Genomic DNA, 22782 nt, shown 5'->3' on the forward strand with positions numbered 1-22782 from the left:
GAGCGTTGTCTCCTTCGTGACGCCTTGTAACGCCTTCGCGTTGCAACATTTTCCGTCTCGGTTGCGACGACGGTTCGCGGAAGGCGATTTCGCAGCTGCCGATTTTTGAAGCGTTGTTTCAAGTTGTTTCGAAGGTTCTCGATGCGCAAAATCTATCTCATTCCGGCCGTCGTCGGCCTGCTCACCGTCATTGCTGCCGGACCGCTCGCGGCCCAGGGCGCCGTACCGAAGCAGAAGGCTGCGCCGGCACCCAGAGCGGCTGCGGCCGGCGCCCCCGCTGCAGCCGGCACGCCCGTCGCCGCCGGGGCGAATTCGGCCGAGACACCGGCCGCGGACGACAAGATCAAGGCGATTGACGGTTTCCGCTCCGCCAAGTTCGGCATGAACGAGGCCGATGTGCGCGCGGCGATGACGAAGGATTTCAACGCCAAGCCCGACGCCATCAAGTCACAGGACAACGCGTCCGAGCTGACGCACAGCATTCTGCTGTCCGTTCCGGAGTTGCTGCCGAACGGCGGCACCGCCGAGCTCTCCTACGTGTTCGGCTACAAGTCGAAGTCGCTGATTCAGGTCGGCGCGGTCTGGTCGAAGGCGACTGACGCAGCGATCACGCCGGAGAAGCTGTTCTCCAACGCCAACATCCTGCGCGCCCATTTCATGGGTGAAGGCTTCAAGCCCGACTCCATCGCGGTCAACATGCCCGTCGCCGGCGGCATCGTGATGTTCCGCGGCAGCGACGCCAGGGATCGCTCGGTGATCCTGCTCCTCCAGGGCACGTTCGAGAACAAGGAGAACAACCAGCGTGTGCTGACCCCGACCAGCCTGCTGCTGTTCTACGTGGCCGACGCCAAGAGCCCCGACATCTTCAAGCTGCCGCCCGGCCAGTTCTAATGTCGGGATCGCACGACATTCTCCCACCCGGTTGTGGATCGGCGCCAATGCCGATGACGAGGATCTGACATGCGCGGACCATCTGCGGCGCGAAACGATGACGAGCGGACGACGCTGCGCCGGCTGGCGCGGTTCCGCTCGATGTCGCTGCTCTGCGCGATGCAGATGGTCTTCCTGCCGGTGTACAGCGTCCGCCTTCAGGCCCAGACGGCGAACGTCATCGTTCCCGACGGCCGGACCGGGACCAGCCTTCAGACCTCCGGCAGCGTCACCAACGTCACGACGTCGACGGTCTCGGGCAACAACGCCTTCAACTCCTTCTCGCAGTTCAGGGTCGGGCAGGGCAATACGGTCAACCTGCAACTGCCGACGGGGACGCGAAATCTCGTCAACATCGTTCGCGACGCGCCGGTCTACGTCAACGGCACGCTGAACTCCTACATGAACGGCTCAATCGGCGGTAACGTCTATTTCGCCGACCCCAAGGGGTTCGTGGTCGGCCGCAGCGGCGTGGTCAATGTCGGCAGCCTCAATGTCTCGACTCCGACACGGGAGTTCACCGACAGCCTGATCGGTCCCGGCGGCGCGATCAACGGCACGGCCGTCGGCAATCTCATGGCGGGCTCGTTCCCGGTCTCGCCGGACGGCAACATCCGCATCTACGGCCGGGTCAATGCCCAGGACGGCGTGCGCCTGACCGGGCAGAACGTCTTCGTCGGCGGCGCGACCCAGCGCGACATCGCCAATCTCGATCACGCCGCCAAGTTCGCGGCATCCGTCAATTCCAAGGGCCTGCGCAGCGCCAGCACGATCACCGTCAGCAACGGTTCGATCCATATCGGCGCGGTCAACAACGCTCGCGTCAACGGCCGCCTGACCGCGCACAGCAAGACCTCGACGCCGAGCAACATCACGGTGCAGGCCGGCAACAACATCGATATCGGCAAGAACGCCAGGCTGAACATTGCCAGCAAGACCGGCGATGCCGGCGAGATCCGTCTGAAGGCAGCGCAGAATCTGACCGTGACGGGCGGGGCCAGGTTCAACGCCAGCGCGAAGACCGGTAATGCAGGTCTGGTCGATTTCAGCGCGAACGGCGTCATCGACATCGGCCAGGGCATCAAGGTCAATCTCAGCGCGGCCAACGGCAAGGCCGGCACGCTGCTGATCGATCCGACCGACCTGGTCGTCGGCGATGCCGCCCAGGGCGATATCGGCGTGACGCTGTCGAACAGCTCCGTCGCGGCTGCGCTCGCCGGGCTCAGCGCCGGTGCCGACTACCTCATCCAGGCGGATCATTCCATCACGCTCGCCGCGCATGCGATGATCGACGCCCGTCGTCTCGATGGCTCCGGCCATTCGACCGGTAACGCCAACAACGTCATCATCGACGCGCCGAACATCGAGATCATGAATGGCGCGCAGATCCTGGCGCAGTCGGTCAATTTCGGCGGAACCACCTACGCCGACGGCAATGTGACGTTGCGGGCAACGGCGAGCGACATCAAGCTGTCCGGTCAGGCCACAGCCGCGACGGCGATCACGGTCGACGGCAAGATTACCGGTGGTACCGTCTCGATCACCGCGACCTCGACCGCCGTGTCGAGTTTCCTGAACGGTTCTGCGGTCGGTGATCTCGCGCTCGTCGGCTCGACGCTCGCCGCCTCGCTGCTCGGGCTCAATGGCGGCTATGTCGCGGCCAGCGCGACCGCGACGATCAACATCAACAGCCATGCCGACATCAACGGCCGCGGCGACGTCACCATTTCCGCACATGCCACCGAGACCGCGTCGGATCCGGCGGTCGCATCCACCTTGCTCGGCAGTCTCACGCCGGTCGCGGCCGGTGTGGTCGTCGGTAAGATCGATGGCAACGTGCCCACCAACATCGCCTCGGGCGCGACGATCAACGCCGGCGGCAACCTCGAGATCAAGGCGCTCAACGATGCGACCATCGCCGTCTCTGCCCTCGCGGCATCGACGAGCGCGCAGATCGTCCCGACGGTGGCCTATTCCAAGGGCTCGGTGACGACGACCGCCAACGTCGAGACCGGCGCGCATATTGCTGCCGGCACGGTGAACACGAGCGGCAGCACCCTGAAGGTGCGCGCGATCAACAACAACTCGTTCTCGACCAGCGCAACGTCGGTTGCGGCGCCCGGAACGGGGGCGAGCGGTGCTGTCGGCGGCGCGTTCGCCATCAGCGACATCACGACGTCCGCGACCGCGACGCTCGGCGCATCGCTCGGAACCGATACCGCCAACCGGATGAACGGCTCCGTCCTGGTCGAAGCGACGTCCGACACCACGCTCAATTCCACGATGGCTTCGTCCATCGCCGGCCTGCCGGCACTGATCGCGGCGATCGAACGAGGACTGCGCGCCGTCACCTCGCCGACGTCGATCATCAGGGACCACATGGGATCGCTGGTGCCGTTGAGCTTCGATTTCAAGGTCGCAGGCGCGCTGTCGCTGGCCAACAGCACCCAGAGCGCGACCGCTGCGATCGCGCAGAATCCGAGCGGCGGCGCGCCGAGCATCTATGCCAGCGGCAACGTTGCCGTTGCCAGCAATGTCATTGATCGCGGCGTTCGCAGCAATGCGACGTCCAGCGCGATCACGAAGGACCCGGTGTCCGGCGAGAGCACCGCGATCAGCGCGGCCGTCGCCTGGGGCAATTTCACGCATAATTCGAACGCCTATGTCGGCAATGGCACGCTGATCAACGCGGCGAACATCGCCGTCGATGCCACCACCGAACTGCCGATCACCATTTCCTGGCTGAAGTGGGATGGTTTGGGCGCGGTGCTGAGCCACCTCAACGGCAATCTCGGCGTCGGCGGCAACATCCTGACCAGCTACGCCAATGCCACGGCGGACGCCGGCGACACGATCGGCATCGCCGGCTCGCTGAACCATTTCGTCGTGAACAACAACACCACGGCGTGGGTGGCCGGCAGCGCGAGCCTGACGGCAACCTGCGCGACCGCGGCCTGCGGCAGTGGCACCGGCTGGTCGGTCGGGATGGACAATGGCGACGTCCATACCTACAACGCCAGCCTCCAGATCGCGGCCACCACGACCACGGCGTCGATCGACGCCGCCGGCAATGTCGGCACGCTCGGCTTCCTGTTCGGCAACACCTCGGGCGGCTCCTCGGTCGGCGGAGCGCTCAATCTCGTCCAGTTCAACACCAATACCATCGCCGGCGTTTCGGACCGTGCGACGCTGCGTGCGGCGGACGACATCGCCGTCAACGCGATCACTTCCGACCAGTTCGTCGCCGTCGCACCGTCGTCCGGCAAGGCTGCCGGCACGCTGGCGCTGAACGGCATCACTTCGCTCGGTTTCCTGAACAACACGACGCACGCGTCGATCTCGAGCCAGGCGACCGTCTATGCACCGACCGTCGGCATCCTGGCGCAGCAGGATTTGTCGGTCGTGACGCTGTCCGGCGCGATGAGCTATAACGGGAGCGGCGGTTCGGCGGTCGGCTTGTCGGTCGCCTATCTCGGCGCAAATACCGACACCTCCGCCTATATCGGCGACAACCATTCCGACATACGGCCCGGCGTGTTCAGCGCCAACGATCCGTTCGCCGGCACCAGCGGCGGAAGCGGGGCGGTCAATGTCGACAATCTGACACTCAGCGCGACCACTTCGGGGCGCATCACCGCTGCCGCCGTCGCGGCAGCCGTCTCCGACCCGGCGTCGTCGAGTTTCTCCGACAAGGCAGGCGCTGCCGGCGCCGCCTCGACCGGAGGCGCCGCCGGCGTGACGACGGCGGCGGGCAAGATCGGTTCGACCTCGGGATCTAGCACCAGCGGCTTCAGCCTCGATCTCGCCGGCAGCTCGTCAGTGAGCGACGTCTCGCTGGTTACCAGCGCCTATATCAGGAACACGACGGTCAACAAGTACACCACGACCGGTGCGGTGGTGACCAACACGATCGTTCAGGCGCTCAACGACACCATGCTCAACAATGGTTCCGGCTCTGCGGCGCTCAATCTGGCCGGAGGGTCCGCCACGGGGGCCGCGATCGGCGGTGCGATCGCGGCGGCGATGTCGAACAACGCGACGCTCGCCTATATCTACGGCACCACCATGAACAACCAGAGTTCGGTGACGGTGCAGGCGCTCAATGGCGGCTCGGAGACCGTCGTCGCCCTCGGCGTGGCGGGCTCTAAATCCAATGCGGCGTCGCTGTCGGCCTCGGTCGGCATCATCACCGACAGCGCCAACGCCTACATCGAGAGTTCGACGATCACGGGCCAATCCTCCGGCGTCAACCGCGCGCTCGAGGTCGACGCCTACCAGACCACGAACATCGCGATCGGTGGCGGCTCGCTCTATATCTCGGGTGGCCAGGCTGGCGTCGGCATCGGGCTGACCTATGCTTCGATCGCCGATCCCACCGGCGGCAACGCGACCGATGCGCATATCCGCAGCACCTCGATCTCGAACTACGACACCCTGCTGGTGCTGGCCGACAGCGCCAGCGTGATCGCGGCCGGCGCGGCCTCGGGCGGGGCGGGGTCCAACGGGCTTGCCGGCGCGATCGTCGTCAGCGAGATCTCGCCCACCACGACGGCCTACATCAACAGCGGCGCGACGGTGAGCATCAACGTCGGGCGCGTGACGGTGCTGGCGGACAGCGGCGCCGTGTCGGCGCTGGACACAGCGCTCGGCAACCTCGTCAAGAAGTCGAACAACAATCATCTCGCCACGGACACCTGCACGGTCGCCGGCGGCACGGGCGGGCAGAACTGCATCGACTTCGGCGCGGCGGCGCTTAACGACGGCACGGGGAATGGTCCGGGCGCCAGCATCATCTCCGTTGCGGGCCTCATCCAGGCCGGCAAGAACAATGTCGGCGCCTCGATCATCTACGACACCATCGCAACCACGCATTCGGCCTATATCGCCAACGTCCTGATGACGGCGAGCAGCAATGTCAGCGTGAGCGCGGTCGATTCCTCGAAGATCCAATCGGTCACGATCGGCCTCGGTCTGGCGACCGGACAGTTTGCAGGCGTCGGCGGCACGACGATCAGCTCGATCGCCAATACCGTCTCGGCGACCATCGGCAACAATCTGTCCAGCACGACGCAATCGTCCGTCACGGCCCGCAACATCTCCGTCAGTGCGACCGACAATTCCAGTATCACCGGAACCGCCGCGATCGCGAGCGCCGCGTCGCAAGGCAGCGCCGCAGGTCTGGCGCTGGTCTACAGCAGCATCGCCAACAACGTCAGCGCCGGCGTCACCGGCTCCAAGCTGACGGCCTCGGGCAGCGTTGCCGCCGGTGCGAACTCGAATGCCAGCATCTCGACGGTCGCCGTCGGTGTCGCGATGTCCTCGCAGGTCGGTCTGGCCGGTTCGGTCGCCACCAATCTGATGGGGACCAATGTCACGGCCAGCATCACCGCGGCCGGCACCAACGGCATCAACGGCGCTGACGTCACGGCCACCAACAATGTCGGCGTGATCGCCGGCAACAACGACAAGGCGGCGGTGTTCGCCGGTGCCTTGTCGATCAGCAAGGGGGCGGCCGGCGGCGCGGGTTCGCTGGTGACCAACCAGATCACCGGAACCACCGCAGCCTATATCAGTGGTGCCAACACCAAAGTCGATGCGCTCGGAACCAGTTCGTCCGATACGCTGTCGGTCAACAACGGCACGCTCGTCCACGCGTTCGATCTCGGCACCGCCCATGCGCCGACCGACACCACGCCCGACCTCTCCGAGAACCAGGACACCGTGCGCGGCCTTGCCGTGGTCGCGAGCTCGCACCAGGCCGTCGTGACCAACGTCGCCTCGCTTGCCGCGAGTTCCAGCATCGCGATCATGATCAACCCCATCACCAATGTGATGAGCGGGGCGACGCGAGCCTATATCGACAGCGCGGCCATCGACACGCGCCTGACCTCCTCGACGCTCAAGCCGCAGATCGAGGTCGCCGCGTCGAGCTTCTCCTATTCCGGCGCGTTCGGCGCCGGCATCGCTTACGGCAGCAGTGGCGGCGGTGGCGCGACGATCATCTCGACGACGATGTCGCGCGAGACCTTGGCCTATATCACGAATGCCACAGTCGGCGGCGTGCAGTCGTCGAGCGAGACGGTCGGCGCCGTCACTGTGAAGGCCAATGCGGAGCAGGATGCGTCGTCGATCGCGATCGGTTTCAACACCGGCTCGGTCGGGCTCAACGTCTTCCAGGCAACCACGGAAGCCTATGTTGACGGCGGCGCGCTGACGGCTTCGTCACTGACGGTGAACGCCAACAACAACACCGGTATCTTCTCCGCGAACGGCTCCGGCGCCTATGGCAGCCAGGCCGCGATTGGCGCGGCGTTCCTGGTCCAGGTCTCCTCGAACCGGACGCTGGCCTATGTCGGTGACGAGTTCCGCTATCAGGGCAATGGTGCCGCACACACCACCGCGCTCAATCTGAGCGGCGCGCTCGACGTCGAGGCCAAGACCAAGAACCGTTTCGAGGCCTATGCGATCGGCGGCGCGCTCTCGACCGGGACGGCGGCTATCGCCGGCATGGCCAACATTGAGGTCGCCAACAACACCACCATCGCCGGCGTCTACGACACCACGCTGCATGGGGTGACGGGCGGTACGGCCGGCGCGGTGACGATCAACGCCAACGAAGACGTGGCGATCAAGGAGATCGCAGGCGCACTTGCGGTCGGCGCCAGCGGGGGAGGCGTCGGCGTCGGCGCCGCAGCCAACGCCATCGTGTTCAAGAGCCGGACCGTTGCCGAGAGCTGGAACAGCAATCTGAACTCGTCAGGCGCGATCAACGTCAATGCGCTCAGCACCAAGGAGGTGCTGTCCTACGCGGTCACCGCCGGCATCGGCGGCAGCGTCGGCATCGGCGCGACCGTCGGCGTCATCATCATCGGCACCAACACCGCCGATGCCGACACCCAGGGCCAGCAGACCGGTCAGCTCAATCAGGGCGGCACCGGCACCATCGCGTCGGTCAACAGTGGCACCAGCAACACCCACGGTAGCAACGCCGTCGCCAGCGGCACGGCCGGCGATCCGAACAGTGCTAATGTCAGCTCGACCTACGACGTCAGCAACGTGCTGAGCGGCGGCAACGACGTCGTCGTCGCGCAGATCGCGGGCGGCAACGTCACGGGCACGCAGGTCAACGTCGCCGCCACCAGCGCCAACGCGGCCAAGATGTATCTGCTCGGCGCCGGCTTTGCCAAGAATGTCGGCATCGGTGCGGGCATCGGCTACACCAGCGTCAACAGCACCGTGCTCGCCAATCTGAGTGACTACGGACGCAACGGCTCCGGCGTGCTGGTGGCCGCCGATACGCCTTTGGCGGTCTCGGCGCCGATTGTCACCGTTGCGGCGGTCGTCAAGGACGCGACTACCGGGCCTTATGCCGGCAAGACCGTCGACACCGAGGCCATCGCCGGCGGCGCGGCGCTTTACTTTGGCGCCCAGGCGGCTGTCGCGGTCGGCAATGTCAGCAACTCCGTGGTGGCCATGCTCGGCGGCCAGATCACCGGCACGGGCGGCACCGGCAATGGCGCCGCCGTCATGGCGCAGGATTCGACGACCCAGGTCGTCTTCACCGGCGGCGTCACCGGCGGTGCCGTGGCGGCCGGTGCTTCGGTCGCAACGGCAAGCCGAGCGAGTTCGGTCGCCGCGAGGGTTCTGAACGGCTCCACCGTCAACGTCGCGACTCTGGCAGTTGGCGCAAGCGGTGCCGGCACGCTGACGACGACGGCCACCGCGCTCGGCGGCGGTATCGTCGCGGGCGTCGGTGCGGATGCGGAGGCGCACGAGAACTCGTCCGTGCTGGCGGAGATCGGCAGCAGTGCCTCGATCACGACATCCGCGACCGGCGTCGGCACACTGGTGTCGGCCTCGATGACGCCCAATCTATCGAGCGAGGCGATCGGCGTTTCGGTCGGCGGCGCCGCGGTCGGCGTCGCCATCGCCCAGTCCACGGTCGGCGCCACGGTCACTGCCGATGTTGGCGACAACACGAGCTTCTCGGGTGGTGCGCTTGCGGTGACCGCCATGGCGCTGGTTCCGACCAGCGGCACGACGACATGGGCCAAGGCGCTCGCCGGCGGCGGCGGCTCGCTGATCGGGGCACAGGGCAGCTACGCCAAGGCGTCGGAAAACGCGACCGTGAGCGCCTATGGCGGGACGGGGATTACGTTGCCTAACGCCGACGTGACCATCGCGGCCGAAAACGACAGTGCCCAATACGCCGAGGCGACGGGCCTTTCGACCGGATTCCTGGCGCTCGGCGCCACCGTCGCGCAGACCTCGTCCAGCGCGCATACCTACGCCTATCTGGGTGCGCCTGCCGATATGGATAATCTGAATCACAGCAATTACACCGGTATCCTGCGGATCACGGCCACCGGCACGGATGCCAACGTCTCCAACGCGACGGTCGGCGCGGGCGGCACCTATGCCGGCGCGGCCGCGGTCGCCACGACCAGCTCGACCGCCGTGACCAACGCGCGCTTCGACGGCGGCACGGCTGATGACACGCTCTATTTCGGCGGTCTCCGCATCAATGCCAAGCACACCACGAATTACGCGGCGAGCGGCGATGCCTATCAGGCGTCCACGGCCGGTGTGTCCGCCGGCAAGGCGCGGAACGACGTCGACTCCACCACCACGGCCGAGATCGGGACGCATCTGATCATCAATTCGGCGGCCGGCGACATGGTCGTGATCGCCAACGACATCGTCAACCAGGGTGGCGGCGGCGCGCGTTCGGGTTCCGGCGGCTCGTTCTCAGGGGCGGCCGCGCTCAGCGAGTCCTTTGTGACGCAGAACGTCACCACCAATATCGGCGCCGGCACGGTGCTGAGCCTCAACGACGATCCCAGGACCTCGACGGCCGTGATCAACATCGAGGCCTACAACACGCTGAACACCAACGACACCGCGAGCCTCGCCACCGCCAGCTTCTTCGCCGGCGGCGGCGCCGAATCCAACATGACGGCGAACGCCACGCTCGCGGTCAACATCAACGCCCGCGAGCTGTTCAGCGCCGGCAAGATCTATATTGGCACGGCCGCGAAGATGGCGGCGGCGACCAACGCCAATGCCAGCCTCTATGGCGCGATCGCTGGCGTCGGCGCCAGCGCCAACAGCTGGGTTCACGCCAACCAGTCCGTCAATGTCGGCGCCGGCGCGAAGATCATGGCCTGGCGTGACATCACCATGTATGCCGGCCTGTCCGGCGATGGCCTCGTTTTCAGCAGCGTGCAGGCGACGGCGACGACGGTCGTCTACAACAACACCGCCATTCCGATCTCCACGCTGTACCGCGGCACGGCCAATGCCGACGACAGCACGAGCCTGACGCTGGCCCCGACCTCGAGCATCCTCGGCGCGCGGAATATCTATCTGGGCGCAACGCAGGGGCAGGTCACGGCGGCCGGCAACGGCAGCAATTACAATCCGTATCTGGACATCTTCAGCGCAAAGAACAGCGACAATCACAGCCACACCAGCGGATCCGGCGATGTCGCGCTCAATGGCCTGGTGGTGGCGGGCATCAACAACGATGTGACCATCACGATCGAGCTCGGCGCGAGCACGCCGACCCTGAGCACGACCAGCCCTTACTCTGCGCTGACCCTCGAGTCCGTTTCCGACGTCAATCACTTCAGCCCGGTGATGAGCTGGAACCACCAGACGGTCCAGTACACCGTCGTCGGCAACTTCAATCCCTACCAGCTGGTGGTCAATCAGCTGGCGTCGCTGACCGGCCTGACCGAGGCGCAAGTCCGCTCCCAGCTCGCGGCGGCGACGCCGACGGCGCCCGCGACGATGTTGCCATCCGGCACCGATTCGACCGGCGACATCCAGCGCCAGATCGATACGCTGATCAAGCAGGCGCCGTTCACCTCCGACGCGCCCGGCAATGCCTTCGCTTTCAGCGACATCATGGTGTCCGCCGGCAACGTCTCGATCCTGGCGCAGAAGCTGACCGGAAACAGCGGCACGAACCCGGCCGCGCCTGCGGTGATTGCGCGCAGCTCGCCCTTGATCAAGATCGAGAACAAGGGCCTCGACTTCATGAGCCTCGGCAACCTCACGGTCACCGACGTGAGCGGAGGCAACATCACCTACCGCCAGATCGACCATGTCGACCCGGATTCGCACTCCAATGTGACCTTCACCGCGATGCCGAGCGCAACACCGGTCATCGACATCTCGGCCACCTATAACCGCCTGGATCCTGACTCCGGTCAAGGCATTGACCAGAACGGCAACGTGCTGACCCGCACGCCCGACATCTATTTCAATGGCGCCGTCAACAACGCGAACGGCCTGCTCAAGATCATCAACAATCTCGGCAGCGTCGTCGCATCGCAGTCGCTCAGTGCCGCGACCGTCCAGATCGTGGTGCCAAAAGGCACCTTCACCTTCCTCGGCGGTATCGGGAGCTTCTACGACAGCGGCAGCGCGGTCACCTCGCAATGGGCCACCACTGAAAACAGGCCGGAAGACACGCTGACCGCGGTGATGACGGCGGCGACCTATCTCGGCGCCTACGGCGACTACTATACCGCTCCGCATATCGCTTCGGGAACCGATCACCCCTATTTCTATTACTGCTGCACCGACGGCAGCCACGGCGTGTATCAACCCGTCGGCAACGCCGACGCCAGCACGATCTTCACCGCGCGCATGCTGATGACGTATTACGACGGCACCTCGCTCTATTCATCGATCTTCCTGCCGGTGGGCAGGGGTACGCCTGGGAACACCAGCACTCCCGATGCCGGCAGCGTGCCTGACATCGCGACCCTCAAGATCATCGAGGGGCAGTCGCAGGACTCGACCAATGTCGTGCTCGCGCAGTGGAAGAAAACGACTTATGACGGCCGCAACGTTTACACCGATAGCGGTCCGTACAAGACGCCGTTCAACTGTGCGTCAGCCTGCGACAGCTCGGGCTTCTTCCAGGTGATCAACATCCAGCCGGATGCGATCACGCCGAAGACCGCCAATTCGCCGGCCACCGCGACAGCCTCCCGGACCATCAGCGGCCAGGCGGTCATCATCTCGGCGTCGGTGATCAACATCAACGGCACCATCCAGGCCGGCTCGAGCAGCAATTACTCGGTCGACATCGGCGCCGCGGCGTACGATGCCATCTATGGCAGCAACGGCCTCAAGAACCGCAACGGCGGCGCGGACTTTGCCGCGGCCCAGGCCAATGCGCGCAACGGCGTCTATTACGATATCTCGGGCTCCGTGACGGCGTCGGCCAGCGGCGACGCCAAGATCGGGGTCAGGTACAACGCTCTCACCGACCAGCTCATCCTGAATGGCGTGGCGCAGGGCGCCGGCGGCTACGTCTACCTCAACGGCAAGATCATCTCGACCTCGACCGACAGCACCCAGACCCAGGGTAACATCGAGATCAAAGGCGGTGCCGGCACGGTCACCGTCAACAACACCAGCGGGCTCCAGCTCGTCACCAACACCATCAATACCAGCGTCACTGCCCAGAGCGTGGTCGAGATCGTCGACCAGCTCAAGGGGAAGACGACGTGGTGGGTCTACGATCCCAAGGCTGCAAGCAGCCAGCAGGTGTCGCGGTACGAGACCAACAGTGTCACTGCGGCCGCGATCGACCCGTCGATGCTTGCAGCGAGGACCGGTACGGCGGGTATCCAGTACGCGACGAAGGAGAACATGCTCTATCAATGGGTCGACACCGCGACGCTGGATCGTCTACCCACCAGCACGCAGTTCGACTACGGCTGGAGCTTCACGCCCAATCAGACCACCGGCGAGAGCTGGACCCGCTCGACCAGCCTGGTTTCAGGCACGCAGAGCACCAACTACCAGAAGGTCACGACCGCCACCGGCAGCTATCACTGGGCGGGGGGCACGAACCCGGACGGGAGCCCCGTTGGACTCAACACCCACTCCAACGCGTGCTGCGGCGCAGATGCCCAGTACAACTGGTACCAGGCGATCTATGATCATTTGACGCTCTCGCTGACCAACACGGTCAAGGCGTCGAACCCGATCAACATCAAGTTCACCGGTGGCAGTAGCAGCGACGTCGTGGTCAATTCGACCTCAGGCATCGTCATCAACGGGTCGATCAACAACCAGCAGGGAACGACGACGCTGGCCGCCACCGGCGCCAACTCGTCCATCACGGTCGGCGCCAATGCCAACAACCCGGTGATCTCGGGTACGAGCGTGACGCTTCGGGGTGACGGCGGCATCGGCACGCTCGGCGCCAACAGGACGCCCGTCCAGGTGCAGATCTATGGTGGCAGCCTGACCGCCAGCTCGATCGACCGCGACATCGCGATTTCGGCCATCGGCGCGCTGTCGATCAACCAGGTGAAGGTGAATTCGGCAGGCGCCACGCCGCAGGGCAACGTGTTCCTGTCGGCGACCGGCGACATCAACTCGGCCTCCGCCTACAACCCCGCCAATCCCGTCGTGATCGGCAAGAACATCGAGATCAACTCCGCCTCCGGTGCCATCGGCGCGACGAGCGCGGTGGTCAACGGCGCGTCCACCCTGACCAACATCAATCCGCTGGTGATCCAGGCGACGGGGACGGTTCAGGCGGGCGGCAGCGTGGATGGCTGCGTGCTCGACAGCGCCTCGGCCACCGGCACCTACATCATTCAGTCCAAGGGCGACCTCCGCCTAGGCACGATCCAGTCGACCGGTGGCCCGGTGTTCCTGGAGGCCGCCGGCTCCGACGGCAACCAGGCCAACATCCTGAACGGCCGGGCGGCGGTCGGCCTGACCCAGGCACAGAGCCAGCATCTTCAGGACGTCCAGGCCAGCCTCGACCTTGTCAGTGGCAACGCCGCCACCAACGCCGTCAACAGCTATCAGTCGATGGTGACGTCGGCCTACAACGACTATTTCCAGCTCAAGAACATCGCCTTTACGAACGGCAGCACCTACAACCCGACCTCGGTGGGGCAGACGGTGCTGCGGGCGCAGGTGGCGGCCAAGCTCGGCATCGACCCTGCCGACGTCACCGCGACGCAGATGAAGACCGAGGCCACGACGCGGTTCCTGAGGGATCAGTTCCTGCTCGGCAAGATCACCACCGACGAGCTCAAGACCTCGCTGACGACATTGCTCGGTGCCGCTCCCGCGGATCCGCTGGGGACCGTGTTCGGCAGCTCGCTGTCGGCGACCCTGTTCACCAAGCTGTTCGACGGCGTGGCGACCACCAGCCAGCGGATGCCGAGCAACACGGCGTTGCAAACGGCGCTTGGCGCTTACAATGCAAACTACAGCTACACGCTCGCATCGACCGAGCGGGTCTACAGCATCATCACCGCGGGCTCGCAGTGGACCCAGAGCCAGCTGGCCTACACGGTGTCGTCGTCGGCCGTCGGTGCGGCACCGCCGCCGATCGACGAGAACGTCATCGCCAATGTCAGCGCCAACCAGATCATGCTCTACGCGCCGCGCGGCTCGGTCGGCAATTCGGCGGCGCCCCAGACCTTCGCCTTCACCAGCGTCGATTCCTCGTCGCTGACGCCGGAGCAGAGGGGCTTGCTGGCCACCGCCGGCCCCGGCCAGCTCACCGTCGGCGCGGTCACGGATCCGACGACCCATGTCACGACCTATACGGTCAGCCTGTCGCAGCAGAACCTCGTCGTCGTCGACAACCCGATCGCGATCTCGGCCAAGGCACTGACCAACGTCTATCTCGGCAGCAAAAACAGCCTCGCGCTCGGCGGCGTCACCGCCAATTACGGCCCGGTCACGGCCGCGCAGACCAACGGCATCGAGGTGACCGGCCGCGGCGACGTCAAGCTCGACGCCGTGACCAGCATCTCCGCCAATGTGGGCGGGGCCGTGATCTCGGGCGATATCGCCAACCTGACCCTGATCGCAGAGCATGGCAATGTCGGCGCGCCGGGCGCTGCCGGAAGCAATCCCGCGACCAACGCCAACGCGCTTCAGATCGCGTTTGCCGATCCGGGCAACGACCAGCTCGACCAGGTCTCGTCGGCGCAGGGCATCTATGTGAAGCAGACCACCGGCGATCTCATCCTCGGCAACATCGCCGCCGGCAATGCGATCCAGCTCGCCGCGACCGGCAGCATCTACGCCGAGGCCGATTTCACGGACCGCTCCGCGATCCACATCCTTGGCACCGACCTCGACCTGCGCGCCGGCGGCAGCATCGGCTTCAACGGCGGGGCCTTCCAGCCGCTGCAGGTGAACATCTCCGGCGCGGTGACCGGCTCGGCGGTCGGCGATCTCAGCATCCTCGCGGTCACCGGCGATCTCGCGGTCGGCACCAGCGGCCCCTATAGGGCGCTGACGGCCGGCGGCGCGTTGACGCTGAACGTGGCGCGCGGCGCGCTCACCATCAATACTGGCATCACCAGCGACGGCCTGATGCAGCTGCTCGCCAATCGCGGCATGACCTTCGCGGCCGGCACCAGTGCGGCGCCGGTGGTTGCGACCAGCAGCACGGGCGGCGTGACGCTGGTTGCTGCGACGCTATCGATGGGCGCCTATTCGGCCATCAACGCGCCCGGGTTGATCTCGGTGACCACCACGGGCGATGCGACGATCGGCCAGCTGAATTCCTCGCAGTCCTACGCTGCCGCCTCGAACGCCCCGTCGATCATCGTCACCGCCGGCGGCGTCGCCTCGCTCGGCGCGATCATCGACAATGGCGACGGCCAGACCAAGTTCATCGCCTCCGGCGCGGGCGCCGAGCTCTCGCTGAGCGCATCGAACGGCATCGGCAGTGCGACCGGGCGGCTTACCTTGAGTGCCGCGCGGCTGTCTGCGAGCGCGAGCGCCGGCGATATCTACGTCAAGGTTCTCGCTGACACCGAGGTGAGCCTGCTGTCCGCGGTGAAGGGCAGTGTGGACATCATCGGCACCGGCGGACTGAGGCTCGACCAGGTGCTGGCGGGCACGGCGACCGGCGCGAGCGGATCTTTCCGCGCCGTCGCGAACAATGGCAGCATCCTCATCGGCACCGCCGACAGCAGCGGTTCGCAGACGGTCCACGCGACCCAGAATGTGACGTTCAAGTCGCTCGCGGCCACCGGCAATAGCGGCGACGTCGGCAACATCAACGTCACCGCCGACACCGGCTTCATCCTGGCCCAGACGGTGACGTCGGGCGGTGTGACCACGCTGGGCTCGGTTTCGGCCCATGGCTCGGCGAGCCTCGTTGCGGCCACGACCATCAGCGGCAACACGCTCGCCGCCACGACCGGCTCGGGGCTGCTGACGGCAACCGGCCCAATCAACTGGAACGTCCTCAACGTCGGCACGACACTGGGTGCGACGGCGAGCCAGGGTGGCATCACCTTCCAGACCGCGCAGAGCGGCGGCACGCAGACCATCCACGCCCATGACAACGTCACCTTCAACGCGCTGACGGCGACCGGCATCAACGGCGATGCCGGCAGCATCAACGTCACCGCCGACACTGGCTTCATCCTGGCGCAGACGGTGACCTCGGGCGGTGCGACCACGATGGGCTCGGTTTCGGCCCATGGCTCCGCGAGCCTCGTTGCGGCCACGACCATCAGCGGCAACACGCTCTCGGCTTCGACGGGCTCGGGCCTGCTGACTGCCGCCGGCCCGATCAACTGGAACGTCCTCAATGTCGGGACGACGCTGGGCGCGACCGCGGGGCAGGGCAGCATCACCTTCCAGACCGCGCAGAGCGGCGGCACGCAGACCATCCACGCCCATGACAACGTCACCTTCAACGCGTTGACGGCGACGGGCATCAACGGCGATGCCGGCAGCATCAACGTCAACGCGGACACCGGTTTCATCCTCGCGCAGACCGTGATTTCAGGCGGCGTGCCGACGCTGGGCTCGGTCTCGGCCCACGGCTCGGCGAGACTGATCGCGGCGGGTGCGAACACCGGGCATAACCTCACGGCCACCGCCGGCAATGCAGTCCTCAGCGGCACGGTCGTTCATTGGGATAATCTCAACGTTGGCGGCGCACTCGACGTCACCGCGACGACCGGAGGGATCATCGTCGGCACCGCCATCAGCGGCGGCACGCAGACCCTGCATGCCGTGAACGACGTCGTCTTCAGCCAGCTCACCACGACGGGGATCCCGGGCGATGCCGGCGATCTCAACATCAAGTCCGACACGGGCTCGCTCCGCGGCGGATCGATCTCCGCCCACGGCGACACGCATTTCGATGTGGTCGGACCGGTCTCGCTCGACCGGATCAGCGGCGACGTCGTCAAGATGACCTCGTCGGGTGATTTGACGATCAACTGGGTCAGCGTCGTGCGGGAGCTCGACCTCGCGGCCGACACGATCAACGTCAAGGGCGAGCAGATCCGTTCGAACCCGGCGGTCCCGCTGATCCTGAACGTCACCGGCTACAACGGCGGCGTTGCGAAGTCCGCCAACATCTCGATCGACCCCGACCACATCATCGTCAACCAGTTCAGGGTGGTGGACGCAAACTTCTGGACCGATGCGCCGGCCGTCTCGATCCTGAACGGCTACGTGCCGGGCCAGCTCATGCTCACCACAGCGACCCAGCAGATACTCCTGAACAACCGTACGCCGGCGCCGTCCAGCTGGCCGTCGCTGCAGCTCTACCAGCCGGGCGGCGTGTTCACGATGAGCCAGACCGGCAACGCCAATGTCGGCAATGCCTATGTGGTGTTCTACACCGGCGACGTCTCGGCGACCGTCACCAATTACGGCCCGACCCACAGCTGCTGCAATGTCTTCACCGGTGCCAGCATGGCGCGCAACATCTCGGTCGACGGCGAGGGCAAAGAGAGCATCGAGACCTGGCTCGCGAAGAAGGATGGGGGGACCTTCTACCTGCTCGGTCTCTCCGGCCAGGCGCGGCTCGACGCGCTGCTGACGCCACGGCCGGTCGAGGCCGTCGGCTCCGGCCCCGCCGTTAACGTCGAAGGGCTCAGCGACATGCGCAAGCTGCGCCAGAAGGGGCAGCGTGCGGGACGTCCGGGCTGGAAGGATGCGGCGGTTGAAACGGAAAAGCCGGCCGTTGGCCGTCTCGCACAGGCATGGTAATTGGATTCGGGATGCGGATTCTGGGGGCGTCGTTGGCGATCGGGCTTGCAGCTTGCTGCATCGCCTCTGCGCGCGCCCAGTCGATCAATCCCGGCGTGATCCAGAACGACGTCGACCGGCAGCGGCGGCAGCTCGAGCAGCAGAGCGCGCCGCCCAAGCTCACCGGGCCGGCGGTGATCGGCGGCGAGCGGGAAAAGTCCCAGCTCCTGAAGCCAGGCGGGCCGAAATTTCGCCTGCGCAAGGTCACGTTCGACGAGTCCAAGTTCATCACGCCGGCGGAGCTGGATGAGATCGCGAAGAGATATGTCGGCAAGGACGTCGACATCGCCTCGCTGTTGCAGCTCGTTGCCGACATCAATGCGGTCTATGCCGCGCGCGGCATCGTCACGGGCATCGCGACCCTGCCCGAGCAGGATGCCAAGGGCGGCGTCGTCCGCGTCAAGCTGACCGAGGGACGGCTGCAGAAGACGACCGTCGAGGGCAACAAGCAGACTCGCACCGATTACATCCTCGATCGCGTGAAGGAGCCCGAAGGCGAGGTCCTCGACGTTCCAAAACTCAACCGCGACGTGATCTGGTTCAACCGGACCAACGACGTGCAGATCAAGGCGCTGCTGCAGCCCGGCACGAGCTTCGGCCTCACCGACCTCCAGTTCGCGGTGATCGAGCCGCCGGTCGACACCTTGCAGCTCTTCACCGACAATCAGGGTTCCGAAAACACCGGGCGTTGGGAGGGCGGTGCCTTCTACAAGCGCCACGGATTGTTCGGCGTCGACGACCGCCTGACCTTCTACGGCGTCCGCTCCGACGGCAATCTCAACGGCAATGTCGCCTACAGCATCCCGGTCAATCCCTGGGGCGGCCGCGCCGGCGTCAGCTATACCGAAGGCAAGATCAAGATCGTCCAGGGGCCGTTCGTCGCGCTCGACGTCACCGGTCGCTCGAGCCAGGCCGCTGTCAATTTCAGCCAGCCGGTCTGGGTGACGCAGGACTGGCTGGTGCTGCTCAACGCGGCCTTGACCGAGGGCAAGACCGTCAGCCGCTTTGCCACGGTCGCCGTCACCGACGACCACTACGACAAGACCACGGCTGGAATCTCGGTGACCAAGTCCGGCAACACCTATTCGATCACGGTCTCGCCGGCAGTGAACTACGTCGCGTGGCATGACTATGTGCTCGGCAACAACCGCGCGTTCAACACCTACACCGGCTCGCTGATCGCGACGAGCGCCGCAGGGCCCCAGAACTTCAGCGCCAATGTGCTGGCGAGCTGGCAGTACACGCAGGAGAAGCTGCTGCCGGGCGATCAGATCTTCTCGATCGGCGGCCCCACCACCGTACGCGGTTATCCCTCCAATGCGGCCTCCGGCGACAGCGGCTATTATCTCAACGCCGAGCTGCACTACAACTGGTCGCAATGGCTCAGGGGTTTCGACACCTACATCTTCACCGACTGGGGTGCGGTGTATTCGACCTTCCCCGGCGTCACCGAAATGGCCTCGGTCGGCGTCGGTTTCTCCTGGACCTATGCGCAGTTCATGACCTTCGAGGCAAATTACGCGACGCCACTGAAGATGGCGGTCTCGACCCAGAACCATTACGAGGCCTATGGCCGCGTCATCTTCCGCCCGCTGCTGATGTTCCAGAAGCCGGAGCCACCCGCGCCTGTGGCGGCAGTGGCCGGCAGGAGCAGGTCGTAACGGAAGGTTGTGCCGCTCTCTCCGCCGTCATTGCCAGGAGCCCTTGCGATCCTGGATTGCTTCGCTTCGCTCGCAATGACAGAGGATGGATCGACTGCTGGTATCTGACGGGCGAGTTGGGGCGCGATCCGCTTAACGCCGCAACGTAAACTCGTCCGCGCCGCGCCGGTGCTCCCATTTCGCCTGCTCCAGCTCGGGCTGGTCGCATTCGGCTTCCGGATAGCCGATGCAGAGATAGGCGATGAACTTCCAGGTATCGGGCACGTCGAGGACGACGTGGATGCGATCCGGGTTGAGGATCGAGACCCAGCCGATGCCGATGCTCTCGGCGCGCGCGGCGAGCCACATCGCGGTGACGGCGGCGACCACGGAATACTCGGTCGTCTCCGGCATGGTCGCACGGCCGAGGCCGTGGCCGATGTCGCTGGCCTTGTCGGCGAACACGGCGAGGTGACCGGGGGCCTGCTCAAGGCCCGACAGTTTCAGCGTGGCGTAGCGGGCTGCGCGTTCGCCGGAATAGCAATTCAGTGCGTCGGCGTTGCACGCCGTGAAATCATCGATGATGGCGCGACGTCGTGCAGCATCATCGACGGTGACGAAGCGCCAGGGCTGGCTGAGGCCGACCGAGGGCGACAGGCAGGCGGTCTCGATCAGGCGATCGATGGCGCCGGCCGGCAGCGGGTCAGCTCGAAAGCGGCGGACATCGCGGCGCCACACGAACAGCTCGCGCAAGTGCTGACGGAAGGTGTCGTCGAACTCGACCATGAGATCAGCCTCCCATCCGGAAGGATGCCGCGACCAGCAGAATGAGAATCTCGCCGATCTGCTCGAACGCACCGAGGATGTCGCCGGTCTGCCCGCCGATCTGGCGCACGGCAAGCCGCGCCAGCAACAGGCCGGCGAGCGACAGCAGGATCAGGCCGACCAGCGCCTTGCCCGGCCCCAACGCGAGAGCGAGCGCGAGCGTTCCAAGAGCGAAGGCGATGGCGACGCTGCGGCCCGGCGGCGATCCCGCGCTCGCCGACAGCCCGTCAGGCCGCGCTGGCGGTACCAGTGACATGAAGGCCGGCACGCCCGCGCGGGCGGCGGCGTGCGCGGCGCAAAGCGCAAATGCCACCAGCAAGGGATCGGCGATCGCCGCGAGTGCGCTCCAGCGCAGGCCGAACGACAGGATCAGCGCGCAGACGCCGTAGGTCCCGATCCGGCTGTCGCGCATGATCTCGAGCTTGCGCTCGCGCGTGCGGCCGCCGCCGAGCCCATCGGCCGTATCGGCAAGACCGTCTTCGTGCAGCGCGCCGGTGATGAGGGCGGTCGTGGCCAGCGCGAGCAGGGCGGCAATGTTCGGCGTCAATCCGAAGCGGATGGCGACCTTGTAGACGAAAGCGCCGGCAAGGCCGACCAGCAGTCCGGCCACGGGTAGCGCCCATGTCGCACGCGCGACGGCGCCATCGGCCGCGGGCTTGGACGATGCCACGGGAAGGATCGTGACGAACGACGCCGCCATCCTGAGATCGGCGACCATGTCCTTGAAGAGTTCGGAGCGCGGCATCATTTCAATTTCATGGGCAAACCGGCGACGACGAACTCGACCTCGTCGGCGGCTTCGGCGATGATCTGGTTCATGATGCCGGCGGCGTCGCGATAGCTGCGCGCCAGCGCGTTGTCGGGGACGATGCCGAGACCGACTTCGTTGGTCACGAAGACGACGGGGCTTTTCAGGCGGGGCAGGGCGGCGGCGAGTTCTCCGACTTCGCGCTCCCAGTCGCGCTCGGCATGCATCAGGTTGGAGAGCCACAGCGTCAGGCAGTCCACGAGCGTTGCGCCGCCACCGTCGGTCGCGATCAGCGCGGGGACGAGATCGAGCGGCACCTCGCGCTCGATCCAGTCGGTTCCGCGGCGCGCGCGGTGCTTGGCGATCCGCGCTTCCATGTCGCTGTCAAGCGCCTCAGCCGTCGCGACATAGACGGGCTGCCCGGGGAAGGCGCGCGTGCGCATTTCCGCACGCTTGCTCTTGCCCGATCGCGCTCCGCCCGTGATCAAGATGACGGCCATAAAGGTCTCCTGTAAGCCTGACTAATCACCAAACGCGGCCAAAGACAAAGCCGAAATCAGCCGGGCGGGGGGCTTGCACTCTGCCTTCGCTTTGCGCAACAGGGGCGGGACAGGAGGCGTGTGTGGGCTTTGCGGGCGCGATGGTGGTGGCGATGGCGGTGGATGCCCTCCTGGGCTGGCCGTCTTGGCTGTTCGCGCGGATCGGTCATCCCGTGACCTGGCTGGGTCGGCTGATCGGTGCAATTGATCGCGGCTGGAATCGCGGGTCAGATCCGCCGGCGCTCCGCCGCGCTGCTGGTGTCGCCGGATCGCTCCTGGTGATCGCATTTTCCGTTGCGATCGGCTGCGCGCTTCAGGCCTTGCTTTCCTCGAGTTGGATCCAAATCGTGCTGGTCGGTATCCTGGCCTGGCCGCTGGTTGCGCTGCGCTCGCTGCATGATCACGTGGCCGCCGTCGCAAATCCATTGCTGGCTGGCGATATCGCCGCCGCGCGCGACGCGGTTTCGCGGATCGTCGGCCGCGATCCCGCAGCGCTCGATGAAGCCGGCATCGCGCGCGCGGCGATCGAGAGCCTTGCGGAAAATGCCTCCGACGGCATCGTGGCGCCGGTGTTCTGGGGCGCGTTGTTCGGCCTGCCGGGCATCCTCGGCTACAAGGCGATCAACACGCTGGACTCCATGATCGGCCATCGCAACGAGCGGCACGAGGCCTTCGGCTGGGCGGCGGCCCGCATCGACGATGTCGCCAATTTCATTCCGGCGCGGCTGACTGGATTCGTGTTCGTGCTGCTAGCGCCGCGGCGATCGGAGGCGTTGTCGTGCATGACGCGCGACGCACGCCGTCACCGCTCGCCCAATGCCGGCTGGCCGGAGGCGGCCATGGCGGGGGCGCTTGGCGTCCGGCTCAGCGGCCCCCGCATCTATCACGGCAGCGCGACCGACGAGCCTTGGCTCAACGAGGGCGCGCGCGATCCGCGCGCCGCTGATATCGCCGAGGCACTGACGGTCTACCGCCGCGCCATGGTGCTGCTCGCTGGCACCCTTGCGATCCTGGCTTTCGCATGAAAGAACGGGAC

The 22782-nt window shown here is 65.9% G+C and carries 7 protein-coding genes; 4 read left to right on the forward strand and 3 right to left on the reverse strand.

Annotation, left to right across the window (positions count from 1 at the left end):
• Window positions 1–141: 141 nt before the first annotated feature.
• The 3 genes from XH81_RS25785 (at window position 142) to XH81_RS25795 (ending at window position 19655) form a co-directional block, all read left to right on the forward strand.
• Window positions 142–891, forward strand: coding sequence for a hypothetical protein (locus XH81_RS25785; RefSeq protein ID WP_028142430.1), 750 nt, complete (start codon window positions 142–144; stop codon window positions 889–891).
• Between the two features lie 69 nt (window positions 892–960).
• Window positions 961–17955 carry a leukotoxin LktA family filamentous adhesin gene (locus XH81_RS25790; RefSeq protein WP_271596408.1) on the forward strand — a complete coding sequence of 5665 codons (16995 nt, stop codon included), beginning with the start codon at window positions 961–963 and terminating at the stop codon, window positions 17953–17955.
• An 11-nt stretch (window positions 17956–17966) separates the two neighbouring features.
• A complete protein-coding gene (locus XH81_RS25795; protein WP_028142432.1) occupies window positions 17967–19655 on the forward strand; it encodes a ShlB/FhaC/HecB family hemolysin secretion/activation protein in 1689 nt (562 codons plus the stop codon).
• A 132-nt stretch (window positions 19656–19787) separates the two neighbouring features.
• Here XH81_RS25795 and bluB read toward each other — a convergent pair whose 3' ends face one another.
• The 3 genes from bluB to cobU are packed head-to-tail and all read right to left on the reverse strand — an operon-like array spanning window position 19788 to window position 21707.
• Window positions 19788–20420, reverse strand: a complete 633-nt coding sequence (gene bluB, locus XH81_RS25800) for a 5,6-dimethylbenzimidazole synthase (RefSeq protein WP_028142433.1) — start codon at window positions 20418–20420, stop codon at window positions 19788–19790.
• Between the two features lie 4 nt (window positions 20421–20424).
• The gene (cobS, locus tag XH81_RS25805; protein WP_028142434.1) at window positions 20425–21207 is read right to left on the reverse strand and encodes an adenosylcobinamide-GDP ribazoletransferase; all 783 of its coding nucleotides are present in this window, start codon (window positions 21205–21207) and stop codon (window positions 20425–20427) included.
• A complete protein-coding gene (gene cobU, locus XH81_RS25810) occupies window positions 21204–21707 on the reverse strand; it encodes a bifunctional adenosylcobinamide kinase/adenosylcobinamide-phosphate guanylyltransferase (protein WP_028142435.1) in 504 nt (167 codons plus the stop codon). Before cobU ends, cobS begins: the two co-directional genes overlap by 4 nt.
• Before the next feature lie 122 nt (window positions 21708–21829).
• On the opposite strand from cobU, the gene cbiB reads away from it, so the two are divergent.
• Window positions 21830–22771, forward strand: coding sequence for an adenosylcobinamide-phosphate synthase CbiB (gene cbiB, locus XH81_RS25815; protein ID WP_028142436.1), 942 nt, complete (start codon window positions 21830–21832; stop codon window positions 22769–22771).
• Window positions 22772–22782 lie beyond the last annotated feature (11 nt).

Source organism: Bradyrhizobium sp. CCBAU 25360, assembly GCF_028128695.1.
In the GTDB taxonomy this organism is placed as follows: Bacteria; Pseudomonadota; Alphaproteobacteria; order Rhizobiales; family Xanthobacteraceae; genus Bradyrhizobium; species Bradyrhizobium ottawaense.

Excerpts from the sequence above, each read along its gene's own strand:
- XH81_RS25785 (WP_028142430.1), top strand. The coding sequence starts at position 142 with ATGCGCAAAATCTATCTCATTCCGGCCGTCGTCGGCCTGCTCACCGTC.
- XH81_RS25790 (WP_271596408.1), top strand. The coding sequence starts at position 961 with ATGCGCGGACCATCTGCGGCGCGAAACGATGACGAGCGGACGACGCTG.
- XH81_RS25795 (WP_028142432.1), top strand. The coding sequence starts at position 17,967 with ATGCGGATTCTGGGGGCGTCGTTGGCGATCGGGCTTGCAGCTTGCTGC.
- bluB (WP_028142433.1), bottom strand. The coding sequence starts at position 20,420 with ATGGTCGAGTTCGACGACACCTTCCGTCAGCACTTGCGCGAGCTGTTC.
- cobS (WP_028142434.1), bottom strand. The coding sequence starts at position 21,207 with ATGATGCCGCGCTCCGAACTCTTCAAGGACATGGTCGCCGATCTCAGG.
- cobU (WP_028142435.1), bottom strand. The coding sequence starts at position 21,707 with ATGGCCGTCATCTTGATCACGGGCGGAGCGCGATCGGGCAAGAGCAAG.